At 36.6% G+C, this 23,835-nt stretch carries 20 protein-coding genes; 11 read left to right on the forward strand and 9 right to left on the reverse strand.

From position 1 onward, the window contains the following. Positions 1 to 43: 43 nt before the first annotated feature. Together EMTOL_RS08205 and EMTOL_RS08210 are read left to right on the forward strand one after the other, a co-directional pair. Positions 44 to 1,141 (forward strand): mannose-1-phosphate guanylyltransferase, encoded by a 1,098-nt coding sequence (locus tag EMTOL_RS08205; protein ID WP_015028812.1) that lies wholly within the window; start codon positions 44 to 46, stop codon positions 1,139 to 1,141. A 129-nt stretch (positions 1,142 to 1,270) separates the two neighbouring features. Then, positions 1,271 to 1,966, forward strand: coding sequence for a DsbA family oxidoreductase (locus tag EMTOL_RS08210; protein WP_015028813.1), 696 nt, complete (start codon positions 1,271 to 1,273; stop codon positions 1,964 to 1,966). Between the two features lie 115 nt (positions 1,967 to 2,081). Here the strand turns inward: EMTOL_RS08210 and EMTOL_RS08215 are convergent, their stop codons facing one another. Beyond that, on the reverse strand, positions 2,082 to 2,432 hold the full coding sequence (locus tag EMTOL_RS08215) for a YraN family protein (protein ID WP_015028814.1): 351 nt from the start codon (positions 2,430 to 2,432) through the stop codon (positions 2,082 to 2,084). A gap of 89 nt (positions 2,433 to 2,521) precedes the next feature. After that, complete coding sequence (locus tag EMTOL_RS08220) at positions 2,522 to 3,181, reverse strand: phosphatidylserine decarboxylase family protein (RefSeq protein WP_015028815.1); 660 nt, start codon at positions 3,179 to 3,181, stop codon at positions 2,522 to 2,524. A gap of 143 nt (positions 3,182 to 3,324) precedes the next feature. Between EMTOL_RS08220 and EMTOL_RS08225 the strand changes: the two genes are divergently transcribed. From EMTOL_RS08225 to EMTOL_RS08235, 3 genes are all read left to right on the forward strand, one after another. Continuing rightward, complete coding sequence (locus EMTOL_RS08225) at positions 3,325 to 5,901, forward strand: tetratricopeptide repeat protein (protein WP_015028816.1); 2,577 nt, start codon at positions 3,325 to 3,327, stop codon at positions 5,899 to 5,901. An 80-nt stretch (positions 5,902 to 5,981) separates the two neighbouring features. Then, the gene (locus tag EMTOL_RS08230) at positions 5,982 to 6,719 is read left to right on the forward strand and encodes an ABC transporter ATP-binding protein (RefSeq protein WP_015028817.1); all 738 of its coding nucleotides are present in this window, start codon (positions 5,982 to 5,984) and stop codon (positions 6,717 to 6,719) included. Positions 6,720 to 6,814: 95 nt separating this feature from the next. Then, positions 6,815 to 7,303 carry a DUF2911 domain-containing protein gene (locus tag EMTOL_RS08235; RefSeq protein ID WP_015028818.1) on the forward strand — a complete coding sequence of 163 codons (489 nt, stop codon included), beginning with the start codon at positions 6,815 to 6,817 and terminating at the stop codon, positions 7,301 to 7,303. 92 nt (positions 7,304 to 7,395) lie between these two features. Here the strand turns inward: EMTOL_RS08235 and EMTOL_RS08240 are convergent, their stop codons facing one another. The 3 genes from EMTOL_RS08240 to EMTOL_RS08250 form a co-directional block, all read right to left on the reverse strand. Further along, positions 7,396 to 9,528 carry an alpha/beta hydrolase family protein gene (locus EMTOL_RS08240; protein ID WP_015028819.1) on the reverse strand — a complete coding sequence of 711 codons (2,133 nt, stop codon included), beginning with the start codon at positions 9,526 to 9,528 and terminating at the stop codon, positions 7,396 to 7,398. Between the two features lie 42 nt (positions 9,529 to 9,570). Beyond that, positions 9,571 to 10,395 (reverse strand): SdiA-regulated domain-containing protein, encoded by an 825-nt coding sequence (locus tag EMTOL_RS08245; RefSeq protein ID WP_015028820.1) that lies wholly within the window; start codon positions 10,393 to 10,395, stop codon positions 9,571 to 9,573. 97 nt (positions 10,396 to 10,492) lie between these two features. After that, on the reverse strand, positions 10,493 to 10,714 hold the full coding sequence (locus tag EMTOL_RS08250) for a DUF2795 domain-containing protein (RefSeq protein WP_015028821.1): 222 nt from the start codon (positions 10,712 to 10,714) through the stop codon (positions 10,493 to 10,495). A 211-nt stretch (positions 10,715 to 10,925) separates the two neighbouring features. Here EMTOL_RS08250 and EMTOL_RS08255 point away from each other — a divergent pair, with 211 nt between their 5' ends. Next, entirely contained in the window at positions 10,926 to 11,264 is a 339-nt protein-coding gene (locus EMTOL_RS08255; protein WP_015028822.1) for an L-rhamnose mutarotase, read from the forward strand. Between the two features lie 142 nt (positions 11,265 to 11,406). On the opposite strand, the gene EMTOL_RS08260 is transcribed toward EMTOL_RS08255, so the two are convergent. Both EMTOL_RS08260 and EMTOL_RS08265 read right to left on the reverse strand, forming a co-directional pair. Next, positions 11,407 to 13,923 carry a PspC domain-containing protein gene (locus EMTOL_RS08260; RefSeq protein ID WP_015028823.1) on the reverse strand — a complete coding sequence of 839 codons (2,517 nt, stop codon included), beginning with the start codon at positions 13,921 to 13,923 and terminating at the stop codon, positions 11,407 to 11,409. A 106-nt stretch (positions 13,924 to 14,029) separates the two neighbouring features. Then, positions 14,030 to 14,368: a PadR family transcriptional regulator gene (locus tag EMTOL_RS08265; RefSeq protein WP_015028824.1), complete on the reverse strand. Its 339-nt coding sequence runs from the start codon at positions 14,366 to 14,368 to the stop codon at positions 14,030 to 14,032. Positions 14,369 to 14,646: 278 nt separating this feature from the next. On the opposite strand from EMTOL_RS08265, the gene EMTOL_RS08270 reads away from it, so the two are divergent. The 5 genes from EMTOL_RS08270 (at position 14,647) to EMTOL_RS08290 (ending at position 21,360) form a co-directional block, all read left to right on the forward strand. Beyond that, positions 14,647 to 15,972 (forward strand): sensor histidine kinase, encoded by a 1,326-nt coding sequence (locus EMTOL_RS08270; RefSeq protein ID WP_015028825.1) that lies wholly within the window; start codon positions 14,647 to 14,649, stop codon positions 15,970 to 15,972. A 110-nt stretch (positions 15,973 to 16,082) separates the two neighbouring features. After that, on the forward strand, positions 16,083 to 17,408 hold the full coding sequence (locus EMTOL_RS08275) for a vanadium-dependent haloperoxidase (RefSeq protein ID WP_015028826.1): 1,326 nt from the start codon (positions 16,083 to 16,085) through the stop codon (positions 17,406 to 17,408). Positions 17,409 to 17,674: 266 nt separating this feature from the next. Beyond that, positions 17,675 to 18,100 carry an Hsp20/alpha crystallin family protein gene (locus EMTOL_RS08280; protein WP_015028827.1) on the forward strand — a complete coding sequence of 142 codons (426 nt, stop codon included), beginning with the start codon at positions 17,675 to 17,677 and terminating at the stop codon, positions 18,098 to 18,100. Between the two features lie 271 nt (positions 18,101 to 18,371). Next, on the forward strand, positions 18,372 to 19,913 hold the full coding sequence (locus EMTOL_RS08285; RefSeq protein ID WP_015028828.1) for a Do family serine endopeptidase: 1,542 nt from the start codon (positions 18,372 to 18,374) through the stop codon (positions 19,911 to 19,913). 31 nt (positions 19,914 to 19,944) lie between these two features. Then, positions 19,945 to 21,360 (forward strand): M16 family metallopeptidase, encoded by a 1,416-nt coding sequence (locus EMTOL_RS08290; protein WP_015028829.1) that lies wholly within the window; start codon positions 19,945 to 19,947, stop codon positions 21,358 to 21,360. An 82-nt stretch (positions 21,361 to 21,442) separates the two neighbouring features. Here EMTOL_RS08290 and EMTOL_RS08295 read toward each other — a convergent pair whose 3' ends face one another. Together EMTOL_RS08295 and EMTOL_RS08300 are read right to left on the reverse strand one after the other, a co-directional pair. Continuing rightward, the gene (locus EMTOL_RS08295; RefSeq protein WP_015028830.1) at positions 21,443 to 22,915 is read right to left on the reverse strand and encodes a cellulose synthase family protein; all 1,473 of its coding nucleotides are present in this window, start codon (positions 22,913 to 22,915) and stop codon (positions 21,443 to 21,445) included. A 37-nt stretch (positions 22,916 to 22,952) separates the two neighbouring features. Then, positions 22,953 to 23,630 carry a glycosyltransferase family 2 protein gene (locus EMTOL_RS08300; protein WP_015028831.1) on the reverse strand — a complete coding sequence of 226 codons (678 nt, stop codon included), beginning with the start codon at positions 23,628 to 23,630 and terminating at the stop codon, positions 22,953 to 22,955. Between the last annotated feature and the right edge of the window lie 205 nt (positions 23,631 to 23,835).

Genomic DNA, 23,835 nt, shown 5'->3' on the forward strand with positions numbered 1-23,835 from the left:
ATTAGCTATTTACAAAAATTATAACAAAGAAAATTCAATAGAAATGCAACAAACAGATACCCAAAAAAATAATTCTGCAAATAATTATGTAGTTATTATGGCTGGTGGAGTCGGAACAAGATTCTGGCCGTTTAGTCGAACAACTAATCCCAAACAATTTCATGATGTATTGGGCGTTGGGAAAACAATGATTCAACAAACAGTTGAGCGTTTTGACGGGATTTGTCCGAAAGAAAACATTTACATTGTTACGAGCAAAGAATATTACGATATAACCAAGCAGCAATTGCCGTATTTGAGTGATGACCAAATTTTACTTGAACCTAATCGCCGAAATACTGCTCCTTGTATAGCTTATGCCTGCTACAAGATTGGAGCTAAAAATCCTGAAGCCAACATTGTAGTTGCCCCTGCCGACCATATTATTCTGAAAGAGGAGGAGTTTCGTAAACGTATTAGTATTGCGTTGCATTTCTCGGCTAAAAACGATGTACTAGTTACTTTGGGTATTACTCCAACTCGTCCAGATACAGGTTATGGTTATATCCAATTTTTAGAATCGGAAGGCGATATTAAACGAGTGGTAACTTTCACCGAAAAGCCAAATCTTGAATGGGCGGTTAAGTTTGTTGAAAGCGGCGAATTTGTTTGGAACGCTGGTATTTTCATTTGGAATGTAAATGCTATTAAAAAGTGTTTTGAGGCGTTTTTACCTGAAATGGCTGAGGCCTTTGAAGAAATAAAAGGAGATTTTTATTCAGAAAGAGAAGAAGAATCATTGAATAGGGCGTATCCTCAGTGCAAGAATATCTCAATTGATAATGGTATTATGGAACGTGCTGAGAATGTTTTTGTGGTATTATCGGATATCGGTTGGTCAGATTTAGGAACTTGGAAGTCATTGTATGAAATTTCAGATAAAGATGAAAATGAGAATGCGATTGATGCCCATACAATGCTTTATAATACCAAAAATTGTATCATAAAAACCCCTAAAGACCGCTTGGTGGTTGTTAATGGCTTAGATGGTTATATTGTGGCAGAATATGACAATGTTTTGATGATTTGTAAGAAAGATGATGAACAAAAAGTGAAGGAGTTTGTGGCGTCGGCAGGAGTGAAAGGGAAGGAGTTTGTGTAATAGTCGAAGCCCATTGAGCATTTTTTCTAAGACTTTAGTAATTTACAAGAGGGTTCGATTATTCGAATCCTTTTTTTTGAACCAAATTTTTTCTACGTAGGTTTTATTTGAAAATTAAGAATAGAGAGTATGACTAAAAAAGCATTGCAAATAGATATTGTTTCGGATGTTGCTTGTCCGTGGTGTTATATTGGAAAAAAACATTTAGAAAAAGCACTTGAAAATTTTGATAGCCAGCCAGTAGAGATTACTTGGCATCCATTTCAACTCGACCCAACAATTCCAATGGAGGGTTTAGATAGAGAAACATACTTCATCAATAAATTCGGAAGTAAAGAGAGAATTGAACCTATGTTTGAGCGTGTAGTTGGTGTTGGGCAGCAAGCGGGTATTCAACTCAAGTTTGATAAAATGCCGAAGGTGATGAATACAATTCCTTTACACAAAATCTTACATATTGCTCATGAAGAAGGTTTTCAGAATGAACTGGAAGAACGTTTTTTCAAAGCATACTTTACTGATGGCGTAGATTTTACGAATACCCAACAAGTAGTGGCTATTATGGAAGAGTTTGGATGGACGAAAGAGAAAACAGAAGGTGTTTTAAGCAGCGAAGAAATTTCTTATAACGTTATACAAGAAATTAAGCATTTTCAGAATTTGGGTATTTCGAGTGTTCCGTTCTTTATTATTAATAAAAAGTATGGTATTAGCGGGGCACAACCGACCAGTGTGTTCTTAGATACACTCAATAAAGTATCAGCTGAAATGAAACCTGTTGAGGCTGTTGGTGAAGCCTGCGACATTAATGATAAAAATTGTTAATGATGTTTACCGTTGTTTGTTAAATACAAACAACGGTATTTTATTTCTTCCATTGGTTTTTGTGCTGTTTGAACGATATAAACTTACAAGCGAATGTCCTGTTTAAGGAGTATTTTTAGAAAAATGCATCTTCAAAGTGAGCAATCTCGAAATATTTGCCTACGGTAATTGCAATAATATCGAAACGTACGTGTCCATGCCAGTTGTTTTGATAGATATAGTTTTCAGCAGTTTTAATAATTAAATTCGCTTTTGCTTTTGAAATAGTCTGTTCAGGAAACCCATGTGCGACCTCAGAGCGAGCTCTTACTTCAACAAAAACCAACCAATTATCTTTTAAGGCAATAATATCAATTTCTCCCTTGCCGTGAGCATAATTTTGGTCAAGTATTTCGTAACCTTTCTTTTGTAGATAGCCAACAGCCATTGCTTCGGCTTTACTTCCTGTTTCGTTGTGTTCTGCCATCGCCGCATGTAGAGGACAGGCTTTTAACCTGTCAATAATTACATCGTTGATAAAAAGAATAAGAAAAAAAGACAGGTTAAAAACCTGTCCTACACTAATTCTGCGATGACCGTTTCGCCGCCTACGGGCTTGTCATCAATATTTACCAAAATTTTGGCGTCAAGTGGTAAGAAAATATCAATTCTTGAACCAAATTTAATAAAACCAAATTCTGAGCCTTGTTCAACCGCTTGTCCCTCTTTTACATACCAGCAAATTCTACGAGCCAAAGCTCCAGCAATCTGACGGAATAAAACTTCCGTTCCATTTTCGTGTTTCACGACGATTGTCGTGCGTTCGTTTTCTGTACTTGATTTTGGATGCCAAGCAACTAAGTATTTTCCTGCATGGTATTTGGCATAAGAAACAATACCCGAAATAGGATTAAAGTTTATATGCACGTTAAGTGGCGACATGAAAATAGAAACCTGACGGCGTGGGCCCTTGAAATATTCAGTTTCTACTACTTCTTCTATTACTACTACTTTGCCATCAGCTGGGGCAATTACGTGTTTTGAATTTTTAGGTGTAACGCGTGTCGGTTTACGGAAAAACTGAACGACAATTACAAATAAAAACATACTTACTACAAGTAGTAAAGTATGAAGAATTTCTTGTTCGGGTAAAAAATATCTTAGTGCGGCATTGGCTGCCAATAGTCCGATAATTGTAAGTGAAATAGTGCCTGTTCCTTCCTTATGAAGTGTCATTGCTTTGAGGTGTTTAGTTTTTTAGAACCGCAAATATAATCAAACAATGTTTTTACGTTATCTTCACGGCTCAAATATTTACAGCAAATGTGTAAAAGCTGTGGATAAGTAGGTGTTTCACGTGGAAAACTCTAAATGTATTTATGCAAAAACTCATTTTTTGGCGAAATTGGCCTAAAAACGAACAAATTAGCTTTAGTATAATTCTTTCAATTCTTGCTGTTTGTATCTTATATCTTTCATTCACTTGGTTTCGAGGTTTAGAAAATGTCATTCATTGGGATATACTAAGTGAGCTCGATGAAATTCCCGCAGCGATTGATACCTTCTCAGATGGCAAACTTCGATTTGTTGTCAATGGAAACGCATATATTGTTAAAGAAAGGTTTTTGGCCTCAACAATGGATGTCAATTATTGGGCCAATTATGAAATGGCATTTGGCTTAGGCTTGGGTTTAGCTTTATTGCTCACAGCGTTTTCAACGATGAGTCGATATTGGTTTTTAGGAGGAATGGTTGCTTTGGCGGGAATGTTAATAACCATTCATCTTGAAATTATTTTTCAAGCAACTAATCAGTGGCCATTTTTAGTGGCTTTTGCGTTATTGGCAGGTTTATCATTCTATTTTAATAATTATGCTCCAAGTACAAACGCCCTCAAACGTTTTGGGAGTTTTTCGGCCTTAATTATATTAGTAGCAATCGGTATTGGTATAACAAGTAAGGTGCAGCAGCCTGCATTGGCGATTGTTTCCTATGGTTTACTTTCCGCAATTGTATTTTCGGTTATTTTTATACTGTTTATTTCTCACGAAATCATAGCAGCTTTAGTTTGGGTTGTATCTAATGCGGGCGTGAAAAATCGCAATCATTTACCTTCATTTTTAACTATCTCAAGTATCTACTTACTTAATGTATTGCTTATCTATCTCGAAAAATCTCAATATATAGATTGGAATATTATTTCGATAAGTCCATTGGTGTTGTATGGTATTTCCATGCTTTTGGCTATTTGGGGTTTTAGAGAATATACCGAACAAGCTAATTGGTTTAATTTTCGCACCATTGCAGCATGGTTATATTTAGGTTTAGCTATTATCACCACACTTACGCTTACTTTTGCCTATGCAACAGCCAACGACCCACTCATCGAAGCATTTGAAGATTTTATCTCTTATGCACATTTATCAATGGGCATTTGCTTTGTTTTTTATATCCTTATAAATTTCATCCAGCCACTACAAAAAGGTTTAGAAGTACATAAGGTTATCTACAAACCTAAGTTTTATGAACTGATGCTTTTTAGGTTGGCTGCTGCTATCGGTGTTTTCATGCTTATTTCATTTAAGAATTATAATAATTTCTTTCAAGCAAAAGCTGGTTATTATAATGCAATTGCTGATTATTATTTAGCTACTGATGATTTACAAGCTGCTGAAACATTTTACAAAGAAGCCTTACACTTCGATATTCGTAATCATAAATCAAATTATGCTTTAGCTTCATTAGCTCAAAAGAACAACGATAAAGAAAATACTGGTGTTTTTCTGAAAAATGCTTTGGAAAAAAATGCAAGTGCGTTTGCGTATGTAGGTTTGAGTAAGGTATTGCAGGAAAAAGATATGTTCTTTGACGCACTCTTTACTTTAAGAGAAGGGGTAAGTAAATTTCCAACAAATGAGGCTATTCTTACGAACTTAGCACAGTTGTATGAAAAAACAAAAGTGATTGATTCGACCTTTTACTATTTGAACCTAGCTAAAGAGCACTGTGAAAATTGCGAATTGACAGAATCTAATTTACTGGCTTATCAGTTAAAATATAAAGCCAACACCACCGAAGATTTGAAAGTATTGAAATTTGAAAATAATACTACTACTTATACAAGTTTGAGAGCTAATCGTGCGGCATTTGATAAGCTCTCAAAGCGAGTAGCTGCTACGAATCTTAATCTAACAAAAGATTCATTGTTGAATGTGAGTCAGTTTGCTTTACTTTATAATCTTTCTACATTCAATAATTATCAGTTTAGTTATAGCACGAAAGAACTACAAAATATTCAAAAGAAAGAGTTGAATAATTCTTATTTTGAAGATTTAGAATTTGCTATTTCTTGTAGAAATTACTATGCCGAAAACAAACTAGAAGGAATAAAGCAATTAGCAGTTCTGGCCAACGATTCAACCAAACACAAACCTCTTTATAATCAAGTAGTGGGAATGTGGTTTTTACAACAGGGTATTTATGATAAAGCCCTTTCGTACCTAAACCGTGCTGGTGATATATCTTCGGTACAGCTCCTACAACAGCAGGATTATCAAAAAACACTCGCCGAATTTCAAGAAGACCAAGGTAATGAATTAGTAAATTCGCTTAAGCAAAATACTCAAGCAACAAAAGAGAATTATGATAAAGTTTTAGCTCAAATGCCGCTCAATTCGATAGTCTTGAGAAATTATATAGAATTTTATAATGAAAAGCTAAAAAAGCCGAATGAAGCCTATCAGGCAATTTTCAGGGCAGTTGAAGTAAACGATAACTCCGTAGAACTGTGGAAGTTATACACGCTACAATCGTTGAAAATTGGTATGAAAGACTATGCCGGAGATGGCCTCAGTAAAGTTCAGCAACTAAGTCCTCCTACCGATTACCAAGCATTTCTTTCCATCTATCAAGCCCAAAAAGCATTGATGGAAAAAACAAACGACGATTTTAAATGATTCTGTAATTTAGCCCTCAATCCTCTTTGGGGGCTTTTTATTTAACGAAACAATCAATCTTTCATAAAAGGTAGGGCTTCATGAAAATTATCGAAACCACCAATATTTCAAAACGCTACATCATGGGTAGCGAAATAATTGATGCCTTGAAATCGGTAACTATATCGGTTGATAAAGGCGAATATGTGGCATTTATGGGGCCATCAGGTTCTGGGAAATCAACACTCATGAATATTATTGGTTGCTTAGATTCGCCTACAGGAGGTAGATATATTCTGAACAATAATGATGTAAGCCGAATGTCAGAAAACGAATTGGCGGAGGTTAGAAACAAGGAAATTGGCTTTGTATTCCAAACCTTTAACCTACTTCCACGCCAATCTGCTCTTGAAAATGTGGCATTACCACTCATTTATGCAGGTTATACCAAATCTCAGCGTACGGAAAAAGCCATGTTGGCATTAAAAAATGTAGGTTTAGATAATCGTGCACATCACCGACCCAACGAACTTTCGGGTGGACAACGTCAACGCGTAGCCATTGCCCGTGCATTGGTAAACGACCCAAGTATTTTATTAGCCGATGAGCCAACGGGAAACTTAGATACCAAAACTTCGTACGAAATTATGGAGCTTTTCGACCAACTTTACTCAAAAGGAAACACCATCGTAATGGTAACTCACGAAGAAGATATTGCCAAATATTCTCACCGTATTATTCGTTTAAGAGATGGATTAGTAGAATCGGATAAAATTAATCCTGAACCAACTAATCCACGAGAAATGGCTAAGATTTTTGCAGAGCGAGTAAAAGAATAACCGCTTAATATAAATATTATAAACTATTCAAACTAAAAGACAAGTTTTCACGTTAATAGAAATAAATCAACTAATTTTCAATCTTAATAACTTATATGAAAAAAGTATTATTCTTTTTCTCCTTAATGCTTACAATCAGCACTTTAGCAATTGGACAAGCTAGCCCAAGAGTTTCAGCTGAAAGTACTAACGTAAAAGTGTCGTATGGTCAACCATCTAAAAAAGGTCGTGTAGTTTTTGGCGGTTTAGAGAAGTTCGGAACTGTATGGCGTACAGGTGCCAATGAAGCTACCGAAATTACTTTTAAGAAAGATGTGAAGTTTGGAGGAAAATCAGTTAAAGCTGGTACGTATTCATTATTCTCGAAATTAGGTGAAAAAGAATGGACAATCATTCTTAATAGCGAATTGAAACAGTGGGGTGCTTACGGTTACGAGAAAATCAAAGATAAAAATGTTGCAGAAGTAACTGTTCCTGTAAAGAAATTAAGTGATGTAGTGGAAAAATTAACAATCACTACTGATGATAAGACTTTAACCATTTCCTGGGATACGACGAGTGTGAGCGTACCTATGGAGTTTTAGGGTTTAGGTAAGTGTAGTAATAAAAAGCCGAGGTCTTGCCTCGGCTTTTTTTGTCTTTTTAGTCTCCGTTCCCTGAGCGAAGCCGAAGGGAATTACTTCGTTCCAACAAATCTTTCAAAAAACTCATAAATACGAAGCATACGGTCAATGCGTTGACGAACATTCCCCGAACGAGAAAGTTCATGGGTTCCACCCGGCATACGTACATATTCTACTTGTTTGCCCATTATTTTCATTGATTTATACATCATTTCGCTTTGAATTACCCCTGTACGTAGGTCATTTTCTCCGTGCTTGATAAGCAATGGCGTACGAATTTTATCAACGAATGTATAAGGAGAATTACTTTCTAATACTTTTTCTTGCGTATCATTCCACGGATAATTAAAATAACTTGGAATCAAACGCCACGCATTACCTTCACCTAAGAATGTGGTGAGGTCATAAACACCACGTTGGGCAAATGCAGCTTTGAAACGATGGTCATGAGCAACAATCCAAGCAGTAAGATAACCAGCGTAAGAACCGCCAGTAATTACTTGGCGAGCAGTATCAACCCATGCTGCTTTAGCTGCATCGGTAGCAGCGGCCAATACATCTTCAGTTGGGCCAGTTCCCCAATCTTTAATATTAGCACGCATAAATTCTAAACCATAACCGCCTGAACCGCGTGGATTGGCGTAAACTACACCGTAGCCTTGTGAACAAAAATACTGATGCTCATGCCACATCGAAAACTCTCCAGGGCCCCACATCGCAGTTGGGCCTCCGTGCATATTTAATAAAAGTGGATATTTTTTTCCTGCCTCAAAATTGCTTGGTTTCATTATCCAATATTCAATTTTTTGCCCCTTTGAGTTGGTATAAGTACGTTTTTCTGGAAAACTAAGAGCTTTATTTTTTACCCAATCATTGATTGATGTAATTTTTACAGGGTTTTTCATCTGTAAATCTGCTACATAAAGTTCATTTGGATTGGCAACTTCAGTTTTTGAATAAATGATTTTATCAGCAGAAAGGTCGAAGCCAAGAATACCAGAATCGAAATCAGTCAATTGTTCAACCTTTTTGCTATTTACATCAATTCTATAAATAGGTTGTCCACCATTCGATTGAGCAGTAAAGTAAACATATTTCAAATCTTTCGACCAAGTAAGTCCACTAACCGAGCGGTCAAATTTAATAAGTTGTGAATTAGAACCATCAGCTTTCGCTAAAAAGAGTTCTCCAATATTCACACCTTGTGAATTCGATTTAGTATAAACCATACTTTGCCCATCGGGGGAAAAAGAAACACCGCCAAAAGATTTGCCTTTTTCAGATAAAATCACTTTGCGGTTTGAGCCATTGGCATTCATTAACGATACTTTGTTGTCTTGTTCGCGGTCTGGGTGTTGTAGAGAATCAAGAGCTGTTACAAAAGCTAATCTGCCATCTGGAAGCCACGCACCACCGCCAAAACTATTAAAACCAGCGGTTACAGGCATTGGTTTTGCACCTTCACGAGCATCAATTACGTAGATATGTGAAAAATTGAGTTCGGGTTGAGTCGTAGCTTCTCCTTGGAAATTCAGACGATTGATTACTTTTGCTTTTTTATCTTCAACATCTTTCTCTAAATAAGCTCTAATTTCTTCAATAGTTCCATCAGGGTTTGGTTTTACACCTTTTGCGGGCTTTAAAAATTCATTTTTCGTAAATCCTGGCTTTTCTAAAGACCAAGCTGGAAGGCTTTTCGTAGGATTAAGAAGTGTATCTTTTACAAGTTCTGAAAGAGAAAGTCCAACGCTGAACGAGATTTTTGAACCATCTTTCGACCAATTAGGGTTTGATGCACCGTATTTTACATCAGTAAGTTGGAATGCCTCGCCACCATCAAGAGGCATTATAAAAATCTGCGATTTGCCTTTTACATTTCTAGCAAAAGCAATTTGCTTACTATCTGGCGACCAAACAGCACTTCCTACACTTTCTGTACCACGAGTAATTTGTTTGGTAGTTTGAAAATCGGTTAGGTAAAGATGCGAGCGGTAATCATATTCAAGCTTATTTTCTTCCGACTGTTCGGTAGTACGAACTGAGTAAATGGCTTTTTTACCATCAGGAGAAACATTGATTGCTCCAATTTGCTTGATTTTTGTAAGGTCAGTTACTAAAACTTTTTCTTTGCCAACCTGAGCAAATACAAAGTTTGAGATGAAGATAAGGGTTAGAATTATTCTCATGATTGATTGTTTTTGAAGTTTACACGAGTAAAATTACAAAAATTACCTTTGTTGATACTCAAACTTCAAAATATACCCATTTTCGTTTTCTCCTTCCGAAGAAATATATAAATCTCCATTGGGTGTAAAGCAGATACCTTCGGGTTGAACAAATGTTTCGGGGTCAAGTTCGATTAGGCAATTTTTATCCCCATTTGCTGAGAGTACTAATAGTTTTTTACCTTGGGAAGAAATGATAAAAATCTCGCCAGTTATCGGGTGAATGGCAATGCCTGAAGGGGCAAATGTTTTTTTACCATCGTTTCCGCGTACGAGGTCTTCATCAATACTCAAGAACTTACCAAAACGCTCCGTTTTTAAAGAATAGGCATAAATCGTTTTCTTGTCATTTTTATCCTTATCTTTTTCTTTGCTCACCAACAAAAGGCTTTGAGTTTGGGGATGATAGCTAAGGCCTTCATATTCTTTTACATCTTTATCTGTACAGTCTATTTTTCGTTCGGTGGCATCGCTTATTCTAAAACCTTTGATTTTTCCATTGCTTTTCATGATAAATATTTCTCCATCAACCACTTCAATGCCTTCGTAGTCGGCGTTATTACCGATATCAATTTTTTCAATGACAGCTTCTTGAGTTAAATCATAGATAAAGACGCTCCCATTTTCATCATTGACACAAGCGAGTTGATTCTCTTGATAAAACGAAAGCCCTGAAATTTCCTTTAAATTTTGGGGTAATTCCATTTTAGCACTGGGTGCTTTGATATTGTATTTGAAAACATAATTTTCAGTTTTTTTCTTTGGTAGACAAGCGTAAACGACCAAAGTTAAAACCAGTAGGAGGATAATGCTCGAAACAAAATTCATGTTAGTGAGAAATAAAAAAGCAACAATTAGAGGTCTAACTGCTGCTTTATAGGTAATGTTTTTAAATCAGAATACGCTACTGAATCAGAAACTCTGCTTAATATTCATCTTCATTAAAGAAAAAGTCATCTTTGGTCGGATAATCTGGCCAAATCTCCTCAATGCTCTCGTAGGGTTGTCCGTCGTCCTCAAGTTCTTGTAGGTTTTCTATCACTTCAATGGGTGCTCCCGAACGAATCGAAAAATCTATCAACTCATCTTTTGTAGCGGGCCACGGGGCGTCCTCCAGATACGACGCAAGTTCGAGTGTCCAATACATAGTATTTAATCCTTTTTAGTGTTACAAAAAATTTAAGGCTGCAAAAGTATAACAAAAATTTACTTCTCAAATGAAATAACGAAAAAATCTGTTTAATTTCAAACGATTTTTACGAAAAATATTGTTGAAAACGGAAAAAACATTTTTGTTTTTCGATGAAAATGTTGACTATCAGTAATTTATAAATATAAAAATATTCAAAAAATACCCTATGAAACGCTACACACTTGCCCTTGATTTGGTAGATGACCCTCAATTAATAGCCGAATATGAGGCCTACCATAAGAAAATTTGGGATGAAATAGCCAAGAGCATAACCGATGCAGGAATTACGGAAATGGAAATCTATCGGGTAGGAAATCGCTTGTTTATGATAATGGATACTACTGATGAGTTTTCGTTCGAGAAGAAGTCAGCCATGGATGCTGATAATCCTAAAGTACAAGAATGGGAGGCACTAATGTGGAAATATCAACAAGCCTTGCCCATGGCCAAAACTGGAGAAAAGTGGATTTTAATGGAACGAATCTTTAAGCTTACTGACCAATAAATAAAATAATCATCCCAAACCTCTTCACACAAAAGGGTATTATCTACTAAAAAAGCTTAGTGTAATTGATGTATATTGCCGTCAGTTAACTGACGGCAATGAGTAATATTTCTTTCAAAATTTAAGATGCCTCAAGTTTCTACTAATTATCTCTACTAACCTTACTTGCTCCACTGGTATTTGAGTCTAAATCTTCAAGTTTTCCGAAATCTACATGGCTTGCTCCGCTTGCCTCAACTTTGGCTTGTTTAATTTCCATTCGCGTGGCATTGATTTGGCAAGCTCCTGAAACATCAACATTGATTTTTTCAGCCGAGCCTCTTAAATCTGCTTTTGATGCACCCGAAGCATCGAATTCGATTTTACGAGCTTCTACATCAATAGCCGCTTTTGAAGCACCAGTTAGCTCGATGGCTAAGTCACGGTTTTTATCTTTGAATCCTAATACCTTGATTGTAGATGCACCCGAAACATCGAGTCTTTCTAAGGTTGGCAATGTGATATTGATTCTAATAGTGGAATTTCTGCGACCGAAAGAGAATTTATCCTTATGGTCAATTTCGAGCGTATTTCCACGTAAATCAAAGTCTATATCATCTAAAACGTCTTGGTCGTCAGAATCGGCAATCACTTCAAATGAACTACCTTGACGAACGGTTACAACAAATGCACCCGCTACATTTAGTTTGTCAAAACCCTTCAAATCAGCGAATTTCTTTTGGTGTTGACCTTTTTGGTCGAAAACATCGTAATCAAAAGCTGAATCTCCATCATCGTAATTACTCTCTCTGAGTGCTTCACGCTCTTCATCGCTTAATTTAGGACAATCACGACAAACCATACCAGAGTCACGCTTCATGACATACGTATATTTATCAACATCATCGCCATCAATATCAAAATCATGTTTGTTCCAATCTCTTCTATATACACTATGGTAGAAAGACTTCGTGATTTTGAATGGTTTATCGAATGGAATGTAAAGAGTCATTTCAAGTTCTTGGCCACGGAAACGTGCATTTTCCGCAAGTTTAATTTTTTGGTCGAAAGTAAGCGTTGAATCTTTCTGTGAAAGATTATACACAATGTTCTTGGCATTATTTTCTGCTTCTGCACGAGTAGGGCCCGAGGATTCGAAACGTTGTTCTAATTTCAAATCTGTTCCATCATATCCTTCTAAATAAACTTCTACATCATCATTCACATGGAATTCGTCAAAATCATCTATTTGATTATTGTTAGCATCTAAAACCAAGGTTTTTCCTACCAAAGTAAAAGGATAATTTTTTACTTGTTCAACACGACCTTTCTTCTTGAAGTTAAGGGCATATTTAGTTGCTAAAATACCCGTACCCATCAAACCCGCCAACCAAAGACCCAATAATGAAATCCAGAAATTACGGTTGCCGATTCGTCTGTTTGATAAAAGTGTAAGACCTGTCAATAAAAGTGCTAAAAATGGTGTGAACATTGCCAAGAAAGCGAAGAAACCAGCCATTGGGTGAATATCTTGCGAGAACATCTTGAATGGACTGTTATCAAAGAATTCTGTTCCTTCAATACCTGAAGTTACCCCAAAGAAAGCCGCTACGGCTGCTACCACACCAACAATTGCCACTAATGAGAACAGCATTAACATTACACCAGCTAATACACGTGCAACTGGTCCGAGATGTTTCAAGATTTCACCTAAACCTTTGATAACCATACCCACCAATCTGAAAGGGAAAAGAAGCACTTTTGTTAAGCTATTTTCTGGAGCGTTTTTATCCACATTGATGCTTTCTTTGATATTTGTTTCTATATTCGATAAAGTTACAGGCTCACCTTTCATTTCCATTTTTTGGGTAAGTGTTTGTGCTTTTGGAGCCACAATCCAAAGAATGATATAAGCTAAGAATCCAGTACCAAATAAGAATACACCTAAAACAAATAATAAACGGATAACGGTAGCATCTACGCCAAAGTATGCTCCTAAACCACTACATACGCCACCTAAAACCTTATCGTCATTATCGCGGTAAAACTTTTTGATTTTTTTGTCTTCATCGAGGTTATAGTTTGGTGGGAATACAATCCAACAAATAAAATAACCTAAAAATACAAATCCAGAGAACGGCCCAAAGTCTTCGCTGATTGGCGGAAGCCCCATGAATAGGAATAAGAAAATGATACGTACCCAAACCACATCAATATTGAAGTAGTGAGCCAATCCAGCTAAAACTCCACCTAAAGCTTTGCGTTTTACATCGCGGTAGAGGCGTTTTGGTTGTGCGGACTGTGTGCTACCAGTTTGTGCTTGTGGATTTTCAGTGAATGTTTGGTTGTGTGTACCTGATTGCGAACTGTTAGTTGCCGTTTGAGTACTATTTCTCAAGTCTTCTTCTTCTTCAATCGCCTCAAAATCAGCTACACTGCCCATTGATTTGATGAGGTCATTGACTGCCTCAGTTGTGATAACGGGTTGAACATCAGATTTTTGATTAGTCCAGAATTTTTCGGCAATACGTGCTTCAATATCTGAAACAATTTCTAGACTACCTTCGTAGCTCGAAAAATATTGTTTAATAGAAGCTAAGTAGTTGTTAAGCTTTTCGTAGGCATCTTCTTCAATATTGAAAACCATGCCGGCTATATTGATTTGAATAGTCTTTTTCATTGTATTATGCTGAATGATTGAGCGATAGACTGAAGCAAAAATACTTCAGAGTACTTATCGGTTTATGTTCTGTTGTTAGAGATATTTTCAAATATTAGCAACCCCCTCAATCCTTTTGTTTTTTGCTGATAATTGTTGAAACCGATTCAGATAATTCGTTCCAAGTATTATTGAGGTTATCAAGGAATACTTGGCCTGTATCGGTCAATACATAATATTTTCTTGGTGGCCCTGACGTCGATTCTACCCATTTATAATCTAATAAGCCTGCGTTTTTGAGGCGAGTTAGGAGCGGATAGAGCGTTCCCTCAACAACCATTATCTTAGCATTGATGAGCTCATATAAAATTTCGGAAGCGTAAATTTCGCCCCTCGAAATTATGTGCAGGATGCAGTACTCCAAAATACCCTTTCGCATCTGCACTTGTGCGTTTTCTAAATCCATATCTTTAATCCCTTATTTTTTCAAAAGGGGGAATTTAAAAAGTTTAAGTTTCCTTTATTTTCAGCAGCTTCTTTCCGAAGTTGACGATACAAAGATATAATAAGGTACTATGCAATGCAAGATACTTGGTGAAAGATTTTGTCTTTTTCTGATGAGTGGTAAAAAAGAATATATAAAAGACGTATTTTTGATGATAGAAAATTACATGATTTGTAGTAATATCATTTCCAAAAATCAATAATTTAATAAAAGGCTATTACATTAAACATGAAGCAGTTATGAAACATTTTTCGATAGGAGTATTGTGGCGGTTGGCCATGCTTACACTATTGTTGCTTACGGGAATAAACCTTGCAATGAGTAAACAGTGGTTGCCCGCTTCTTTATTAATTATATTGGCTGGAATCATGTTTTATATAACTTACAGCTACGTTGTTTCTGTAAACCGAAAGTTGGTTCGTTTTTTTGAATCAGTTCGTTATGCTGATTTTACAGTTAAGTTTAGGTCGGATAACAGTTTAGGCGAAAGTTTTCAGGAAATAAATCAACAACTAAATGCTGTACTAGATGCTTTTCGTCAAGCACGTGCCGAAAAAGAAGCCAATCTTCACTTTATTAATACCATTGTTCAGCATGTCAATGTGGGTTTACTGTCGTTTGATGCTTCTGGAAAGATTGAACTTATTAATAATGCAGCTTTCCGAACATTGGGTATTTATAGATTACGCAATATCAATGAATTAAATAATAATACGCACAATCGTTTATTTGAGATTCTGAAGGATTTACCTTCTGGCGGAAAGGCTCTTTATGAAACTTCTAAAGAGCAACAAATTACCATTAGCTCTACTACGGTAAGTTTACGCGGGAGAATCATTAAGCTAGTTTCCTTGCAAAATATTCAGTCAGAGTTGCAAGAAAAAGAATTAGATGCTTGGCAAAATCTCACCAAGGTTTTACGCCACGAAATCATGAACTCCGTTACGCCAATCGTTTCATTAGCAAGCACGATGCGAGAAATTATCGAAATTGATTTATCCGAAAAAACGGAAATTAAAGAAACGGTCGATGATTTAAAAGAAGCTCTTCAAACTATCGAAAATCGAAGTAAAGGCATTATGAACTTTGTCAATGCTTATCGAGAATTTACAACAATTCCGAAACCAATTTTTGCAGAAACTACTGCTAAAACGCTGGTCGGCCAAGTGCTGAATCTGATTCAACCCCAATTAAAAAAGAAGCGAATTGTGTTAGAAACTGATTTAAAATATGATTTTTCTTTAGTTGTTGATGCTGAACATATTGAAATGGTCTTGATAAATCTGATGAAAAATGCCATTGAAGCAGTTGAAAATAAGCTAAATCCTGAAATTAGAATAAGATTGTATCAGGCCGATAATCAAAGGTTTATAGAAATCTCTGATAACGGAATCGGTATAGAGCCTGATGCTATCGAAAAGATTTTTATTCCATTTTTCACAACTAAAAAAACAGGTTCGGGCATTGGTTTGAGTCTTTCGCGGCAAATTATGCAAATGCATGGGGGAAATTTGAAGGTAGTTTCCAAATTGGGCGAAGGGACTAAATTTCTAGTTATCTTCTAAAATACATTTTCCATTAAATCAGAAGTTTAAATATATTTTCTAAAGAAAACCATGTATTTTTGTGACGCCCCCAAGAGGGGGCAAACTAACCATTTACTTTAGTCTGAACAATGAAACCTCTTAAAACCCTGCTAACAGTATTTGCGTTTGTGGCATTGACAAACGCCTGTAAGCAAAAAAGTGCTGCCGAGTATGCCGAGCAAGTAAACAATGCTGATTTTTATCATAGTTGTGTGAATCAACTTACAGATGTAATCGTACATGATATTTTTACACCACCAGTTGCCAGTCGTATTTATTCTTACGCTACTTTGGCTGGCTATGAGGCCTTAGTTCAAGGAAATAAAGACTATCCTTCGATGGTTGGAAAAGTAAAAGACTTTAATGAAGCCCCAAAACCAGAAGCAGGAAAAGAGTATTGCTATCAGTTGGCTAGTATTAAGGCTTTCATGACTGTTGCACGTGGTTTAACTTTTTCAGTTGATAGATATGATGCTTTCGAAAAAGATTTAGATAAGAAATTTGAAGCGGCTGGTGTGCCAAGCGAGGTAATTGAGCGTTCGGTTGCTTATGGAACAGAAATGGGAAAAGCTGTTTTGGCTTATGCTAAAAAAGATAATTACCCGCAGACACGTGGTTTACGCTATACTTTACAGAATAAACCAGGTACTTGGACACCAACACCTCCTTCGTATGCCGATGCCATTGAGCCGAACTGGGGAAAAATCAGACCAATGATTATTGATTCTTCTTCTCAGTTTCTGCCACCTCCACCATTCAAGTATGATTTGGCTAAAACGAGCCCATTTATGAAAGAAGTTTTAGAAGTATATAATATGGGTAATACCCTTTCAGAAGAACAAAAACGTATTGCTTGGTTCTGGGATGACAATGCTTTTGTGATGAACGTACAGGGGCACGTGATGTTTGCCGATAAAAAAATGACCCCTGGTGGGCACTGGTTAGCCATTGTACATACAGTATGTAAAGATAAGAAAGTAGATTTTGCGAAGTCGGCACAGGCCTATTTATTGGTTTCGATGGCATTACGTGATGCTTTTATTCAATGTTGGGAAACAAAATATCGTTTTCATAAAATTCGCCCAGAGACAATTATAAATGCAAGTGTAGATACGAAATGGGTTCCATTTTTACAAACACCACCTTTCCCAGAATATACAAGCGGGCATAGTACAATTTCTGGAGCATCGGCTGAAGTACTTACAGAGTTATTCGGAGATAATGTAGCATTTACAGATTCTACAGAAGCTCGTTTTGGGCACGGTGTGGGTCAATTCAAATCATTTCAAGAAGCCGCAGATCAAGCATCAATTAGTCGTGTATATGGAGGTATTCACTTCCGTTCGGCTTGTGATGAAGGTTTGAAATCTGGTAAAGAAATTGGCAAGTTGGTTGTTCAGAAAGCACTGAAATAAGAAAATATCTTTAGAATCTATAGAAAGGATTTGGCACTGGTCAAATCCTTTTTTGTTGTTCAATAGATTTACACATGTCTAGAAGCTGACTTCTCGTCACATATAAAAAATAAATTCAAGACAATTTGTCATTTATTTTATTGTTGTATTTTTATTTTCAAGACAAAATGTCTTGTTTTTGTGAGTGGTACACAAATTGATGAATTGGAGTCATCGCTGCAATAAAGTGGCACCAATAAAGAAACAAACATTAAACAATAAAGATTATGGCAACTTTAGTAAGAAATTTCGCACCAGTATTCCCAACAGTATTCGGAAACCTTTTGAACGATTTTGAACGTGTAGCTCCTGCTTATCAACAATCCTTCCCAGCTGTCAATGTTTTGGAAAACGAAAATGCTTTTAAGATTGAATTAGCAGCTCCGGGTTTGAAGAAAGAGGATTTCAAAGTAAATGTTCACGAAAACACATTGACTATCTCAACGGAGAAAAAAGAAGAAACCGAAGAAACAGTAGGTAAATATACTCGCAAAGAATTTAACTTTAGCTCTTTCAAACGCTCATTCACATTACCAAAAACAGTGGATACTGATAAAATTGTAGCAACTTACATTGATGGTGTATTAGGCTTAGAATTACCTAAAAAAGAAGAAGCAAAGCCAAAAGAGCCTCGTTTAATTGAAATTGCTTAATCAGCGTAGTTAATTTTAAAAGGCAAGGTATAGAAGCAAAATCTATACCTTGCTTTTTGCGTATCGAAGCGGGCTAAATATTAGTCGTTAAAATTTGTTAAAAATCGCAAAGAACACGAATTTTAGTCAATACTTTTACGTTAACTTTGCAATAAACAAAAGCAAACCTATTTCGTTATAAATACAAAGATTTGAATATACTTTACTAATAATTGAATCAGAAAATCAGTTAGGTAAATAAGCATAAACTGTAAAATTAACGGTCAAGAAAATGAATAGCAATTTAAAAACAGTCGGTATTGCAGTATTGAGCAGTATTGCAACAATTGGAGGCTTTCGTATGCTCGGCTTTGGTGGAAATGATGTAATTTTCAACGAAGCCTCAAAACCATCACTTGCACGCTTAGCAAATTATGATGGTCCAGCGGGTGTTCCAGGCGATTTTACTTATGCGGCCGAACTCACAACTCCATCGGTAGTGCACATCAAAGCCAAATCAATTAGGGCAGTTTCTCAACAACGCTCAATTTTTGATGATTTCTTTGGCGGAGATAGCCCTTTTGGTCAATTTGGCCAGCCACGTAGTCAACAACAAGAATCATCAGGCTCGGGAGTAATCATCACAAACGATGGCTTTATCGCTACCAACAACCACGTAGTTGAAGGTGCAACAGAACTTGAAGTAGTAACAGCCGACCATAAATCATATACTGCTAAGATTGTGGGTACTGACCCCTCTACTGATATTGCTGTTATCAAGGTTGAAGGTACAAAGCTACCTGCAATTACTTTCGCTAATTCAGATAATGTACGTGTAGGTGAGTGGGTATTGGCGGTAGGAAATCCATTTAATTTAGAATCGACTGTTACGGCGGGTATCGTAAGTGCAAAAGGGCGTAGTATTGGTATTCTTTCAGAAAAGCAACAGCAACAAATGTATCGCCGTTATGGAGAAGATGGACGCCAGAGAACAAGCGATGCCATTGAATCATTTATTCAAACGGATGCTGCTGTAAACCCAGGTAATAGTGGTGGTGCATTGGTAAATTTGAAAGGTGAGTTAATTGGTATTAATACTGCCATTGCTAGTCCAAATGGTGCTTATGCTGGTTATGCTTTTGCAGTTCCTTCTGAAATCGTGAAAAAAGTAACAGCTGATATTGTGAAGTATGGAAATGTTCAGAGAGGATATTTGGGTATTAATTTAGTGGAACTAGATAGCAAGAAAGCAGAAGAGTTAAAGACCAAAACTGATGAAGGTATTTATGTAGCAGATGTTGTTGAAAATGGTGCAGCGAAAGCAGCAGGTATCCAAAAAGGTGATGTAATTGTAAAAGTTGATGGAATTGAAACAAAAAGCGGTCCTAAATTGCAAGAAATGATAGGTCGTAAACGTCCGGGTGAGTCAACAAAAGTAACAGTCAACCGTAATGGCTCATTGAAAGAATATGAGGTTACACTTCGTAATCGTGATGGTGGAAAAGATATTGTGAAAAATACGGTGGTTTCTGAAAATAAACTTTTCGAGCAACTTGGTATTGAATTATCAGAACTTTCTTCAAGCGAAAAACAACGCATGGGTATTCAAAATGGCGTAATTGTGAAGAAAATTTATGAAGGAGACATTGCTGACTATACACAAATGCGTGAAGGTTTTGTGATTATGAAAGTAGGCGATAAACGCATTAATTCTGCCAATGATTTCAAAGCAGCTATTAAAGCAGCTAAAGAAAACGAAGAAGAGGGTGTAATGATTTGTGGTACTTATCAAAGCTCTTCTCGTACTACTTGCTACGGTATTAGCTTAGAATAAGCATTTTCGGTTAAATAAACGCATCGCACTTGTGTTTGATAAAACTTTTATCATCGCAAGTGCGTTTTTCTATGCAAAGGCTAAGGTTTTTATCTTTTTAGCTATACATTTACACCTTAGTTGGCAATTAGACACTTTTTATACAGCATATTATTCAGATTTTTTGATGATTTTAGACCGTACCATTGCTCCACCATCGAGAAAAGTAGAAACCGTTCATATTCCGAAGGCAGATAAACATACATTAAATAACGGCGTTACAATATACAGTGTGCGTGCTGGCGAACAGCCAGTTGTGCGATTAGAGCTTATTTTCGATGCAGGAAGTAGATTTGATGTCATAGGTGGAGAATCGCTCTTTGTTTCCAAAATGCTCACGGAAGGAACCAAAAACTTTAAAGCAGTTGAGATTAGCGAGTTTTTCGACCAATATGGAGCATTTATTGAAATCAATCAAGCATTTGAGCGTCTGACAATCACTGTGCATGGTCTTACTAAGCATTTGACTAAATTATTGCCAATGCTGAAAGAATTAATCACAGAATCGGTCTTTCCGAGTGAAGAATTTGAAATGCAAAGAAATATTGCCTCACAGACACTCAAAGTCAATCTCGAAAAAACAGCTTTCGTGGCGAGTCAAGCTTTCAGAGAGCAAATTTTTGGTAAAAATCATCCTTACGGGAAATCGGTTACGCAAGCAACTATCGAAAATATTACACGCGAAGCAGTAACAGATTTTTACGGGAAGCAAATAAAAGGAAAGGTTTTTACTATATTTTTATCAGGAAGCTTCGAAGAAACAGAAATTTCGGCTTTGAATGAAGTATTAGGTCAAATGCCTTTGGTTACTCCAGAAAAAATAGGTGAACAATTCCCTGAAAGCCCAGTAGTTGGTGAAAACTTGTTAATTAATCGCCCAGAAAACCTTCAATCATCTATTCGCTTAGGAAGAAGACTTTTCAATCGCTCACACCCAGATTTCTTTAAATTTGTAGTAACAAATACTATTTTTGGCGGATACTTTGGTAGCCGATTAATGAAAAATATACGTGAAGAAAAAGGATTTACCTATGGTATTTCTTCATCATTGATTCCGCAACGAGAGGGTGGGTATTTAATAATAGGTACTGATGTGAAAAAAGAGTTTACACAACAGACGATTGATGAGATACATAAAGAGATTGTGCGATTACAAACCGAACCAATTTCAGCAAACGAACTCGAAACAGCTCAAAACTATATGATTGGTGCTTTTGTGGGGTCGCTTAATACACCTTTTGAAGTAGCCGACCGCCAAAAAATTGTCATACTCGAAGCTTTACCAATTGATTTCTATCAGAATTATATTCAGAAAGTAAGTGGAGTTTCAGCAGAAGATGTAATGCAAATTGCTCAAAAATATCTTCAAGCCGCTGAGCTTTGTGAAGTTGTGGTTGGTGGAAAGTAAAAGCCATAAGATAAAGTCAAAAGATTGCCACTGATTTATACGATGTATTAGTCAGTGGTTTTTTCTTTAATAAGAAGCCAGCTTACGCAGTTCGATTTTGCAGGAAGGTATAATAAAGTATGCTTCCATAGCCAACAATGAGCATCAAATGAAAAGGAACGAGCCCCCACTGCCCAAGAGATAATTCAATAATTAAAGCAGAAATAAAATAAAGCATTAAAAAAAGCTCTATCCATGTGCTTTTGTTGATACTTTGAACAATGTAAATATTGCCTCGCCAAGAGTCTTTTTGGGTATTTACATTAAACTTTGGTGTACGTACGAAAGGCGTTTTCTTCCCTAACCAGCCTTCAACAACCGCCACCGAATTATGAAACGATAAACCCATCATGAAAAGTAAAAACCAGACAAATCTTTTAATAAACTCAAAAATTCCTAAACCAGTTTTTTGGAACGAAATCCAATAAAAACAACCTAAAATTACCCAACTAACTTGAAATAAGGCCGAATAACGAAAAAATGAAGCATAAACACTTGAATCTTTCCCTAAAAACATCATCGGTACACTAAGAAGTGAAAGTAATAGTACGGCAACAAAGACCGCACTATTCATCAAATGATAAAACCCATGAAGTTTGGTGCCAAACCCTAAATGTTTATCAGTCAATAATTTTCGAAGATTTTTTACCACACATTCGGCCGCTCCTTTTGTCCAGCGGTATTGCTGCGACTTTACCGCACTCATCGTTACGGGAAGTTCGGCAGGGCAGCCCACATTTTCTAAATACACAAATCGCCAGTCTTTCATTTGAGCTCGATAGCTTAGGTCTAAGTCTTCAGTAAGCGTATCTGCTTCCCAGCCTCCAGCATCTTCGATGGTAGATTTTCGCCAAACTCCCGCAGTTCCATTAAAATTGATAAAGTGTTTGTCGGCATTTCGGCCACCTTGTTCAATCGTAAAATGGGCATCTAAGCCAAAAGCTTGCAACTGCGTAAGTAAAGAATAATTTTCGTTGATATGTTTCCAGCGAGTTTGTACAACTCCCACATCAGGCGAGGAAAAATGTCGTATAGTTTCTTGGAGAAAGTCTTTTGGTGGAACAAAATCAGCATCAAAAATGGCAATAAACTCTCCTTTGCACTTCTTTAAGCCAAAAGCAAGTGCACCTGCTTTAAAACCAGTCCGTTCTGCTCTACGAATGTGATTAATCTGAAAGCCTAGTTGTTGATACGCATTTACCTTCTGTGCGATTATCTCAATTGTTTCGTCGGTTGAATCATCTAAAACTTGAATTTCAAACCTTTCTTTGGGATATTCAAATGCAGTAATGGCATCAATCAGACGCTCAACTACATATCGTTCATTATAAATAGGAAGTTGAATAGTTACAAAAGGAAGATTACCATCCACCGTATGGGTGTATGAGCTTGATTGACTATTTCCAACCGAATGTTTACTTCCTAAATAACTTATTATTAAACTAAGTTGAATTAGGCTATATGAAAAAATGAAAACCAGTGGAATGGCGTAAATTATCAAAAACAATAATTCCATATATATAAAACCCACCTCTGTAGGAGAGTTGAAAGAGCTACAAGTATTTAAAAATAGTAGTAATGATTTTATAGCCGGCTAAAACAGTGCCTTTTACAGTACCCGAAATCTTTGATTTTCCAACTCTACGGCGGTAATTAACGGCCATTTCGGTGGTTCTCATTTTCATTTTGGCCGCTTTTAGTTGCATTTCTACAGTCCAGCCATAAGTTGTATCTTGCATATTGAGTGCCAAAAGCGAATTAAATTTTATCGCTCTGAAAGGCCCTAAATCAGTATAATGTACGCCATAAAACAACTTCAAGAGGTTAGTAGCCAACCAATTGCCAAAAATCTGCGGAATTGTCATTGAGCCAGCCTGACGCTCACCTAATGCCCGTGAGCCAATCACCATGTCGTAGTTTTGCTCAATAATAGGTTTTATCAATTCACGCATTTCTTCGGGGTAATCTGAGTAATCGGCATCTAAGAAAACCACAATATCGGGTTTTTGTTTTTTTGCGTACTCAATTCCCTTCAAACACGCAAAACCGTAGCCTTGCTGGAGTTCGTCTAAAACCGTTGCTCCAGCTCGTTTTGCTACTTTTGAGGTTTCATCGCTCGAATTATTATTTACCACAACCACCTCATCGACAATATCTTGTGGAATCTCGGCAATGACTTTATCAATAGATTTTGCTTCGTTGAAAGCAGGAATGATAACGATTATTTTCATTAAAATTTTGGCGTTGTACGCTACTTTTCTGCTTATAATTATGTTCTCGCTCACCACATCCCCCGCCGACTTCGTCAGGCTGCCCCCTTCAAAGGGGGAATTTTCCGTTTGTTAATATCTGTAAAGAAAAACTTTACCGATTTAAAGTCCCCCTTCGAAGGGGGTAGGAGGATGTCAATATTGTAATTATTTTATTTCGACTGCA

Source organism: Emticicia oligotrophica DSM 17448, assembly GCF_000263195.1.
GTDB classification, from domain to species: Bacteria; Bacteroidota; Bacteroidia; order Cytophagales; family Spirosomataceae; genus Emticicia; species Emticicia oligotrophica.

Coding starts and splice junctions, on each gene's coding strand:
- EMTOL_RS08205 (WP_015028812.1), top strand. CDS start 44: ATGCAACAAACAGATACCCAAAAAAATAATTCTGCAAATAATTATGTA.
- EMTOL_RS08210 (WP_015028813.1), top strand. CDS start 1,271: ATGACTAAAAAAGCATTGCAAATAGATATTGTTTCGGATGTTGCTTGT.
- EMTOL_RS08215 (WP_015028814.1), bottom strand. CDS start 2,432: ATGGCAGAACACAACGAAACAGGAAGTAAAGCCGAAGCAATGGCTGTT.
- EMTOL_RS08220 (WP_015028815.1), bottom strand. CDS start 3,181: ATGACACTTCATAAGGAAGGAACAGGCACTATTTCACTTACAATTATC.
- EMTOL_RS08225 (WP_015028816.1), top strand. CDS start 3,325: ATGCAAAAACTCATTTTTTGGCGAAATTGGCCTAAAAACGAACAAATT.
- EMTOL_RS08230 (WP_015028817.1), top strand. CDS start 5,982: ATGAAAATTATCGAAACCACCAATATTTCAAAACGCTACATCATGGGT.
- EMTOL_RS08235 (WP_015028818.1), top strand. CDS start 6,815: ATGAAAAAAGTATTATTCTTTTTCTCCTTAATGCTTACAATCAGCACT.
- EMTOL_RS08240 (WP_015028819.1), bottom strand. CDS start 9,528: ATGAGAATAATTCTAACCCTTATCTTCATCTCAAACTTTGTATTTGCT.
- EMTOL_RS08245 (WP_015028820.1), bottom strand. CDS start 10,395: ATGAATTTTGTTTCGAGCATTATCCTCCTACTGGTTTTAACTTTGGTC.
- EMTOL_RS08250 (WP_015028821.1), bottom strand. CDS start 10,714: ATGTATTGGACACTCGAACTTGCGTCGTATCTGGAGGACGCCCCGTGG.
- EMTOL_RS08255 (WP_015028822.1), top strand. CDS start 10,926: ATGAAACGCTACACACTTGCCCTTGATTTGGTAGATGACCCTCAATTA.
- EMTOL_RS08260 (WP_015028823.1), bottom strand. CDS start 13,923: ATGAAAAAGACTATTCAAATCAATATAGCCGGCATGGTTTTCAATATT.
- EMTOL_RS08265 (WP_015028824.1), bottom strand. CDS start 14,368: ATGGATTTAGAAAACGCACAAGTGCAGATGCGAAAGGGTATTTTGGAG.
- EMTOL_RS08270 (WP_015028825.1), top strand. CDS start 14,647: ATGAAACATTTTTCGATAGGAGTATTGTGGCGGTTGGCCATGCTTACA.
- EMTOL_RS08275 (WP_015028826.1), top strand. CDS start 16,083: ATGAAACCTCTTAAAACCCTGCTAACAGTATTTGCGTTTGTGGCATTG.
- EMTOL_RS08280 (WP_015028827.1), top strand. CDS start 17,675: ATGGCAACTTTAGTAAGAAATTTCGCACCAGTATTCCCAACAGTATTC.
- EMTOL_RS08285 (WP_015028828.1), top strand. CDS start 18,372: ATGAATAGCAATTTAAAAACAGTCGGTATTGCAGTATTGAGCAGTATT.
- EMTOL_RS08295 (WP_015028830.1), bottom strand. CDS start 22,915: ATGGAATTATTGTTTTTGATAATTTACGCCATTCCACTGGTTTTCATT.
- EMTOL_RS08300 (WP_015028831.1), bottom strand. CDS start 23,630: ATGAAAATAATCGTTATCATTCCTGCTTTCAACGAAGCAAAATCTATT.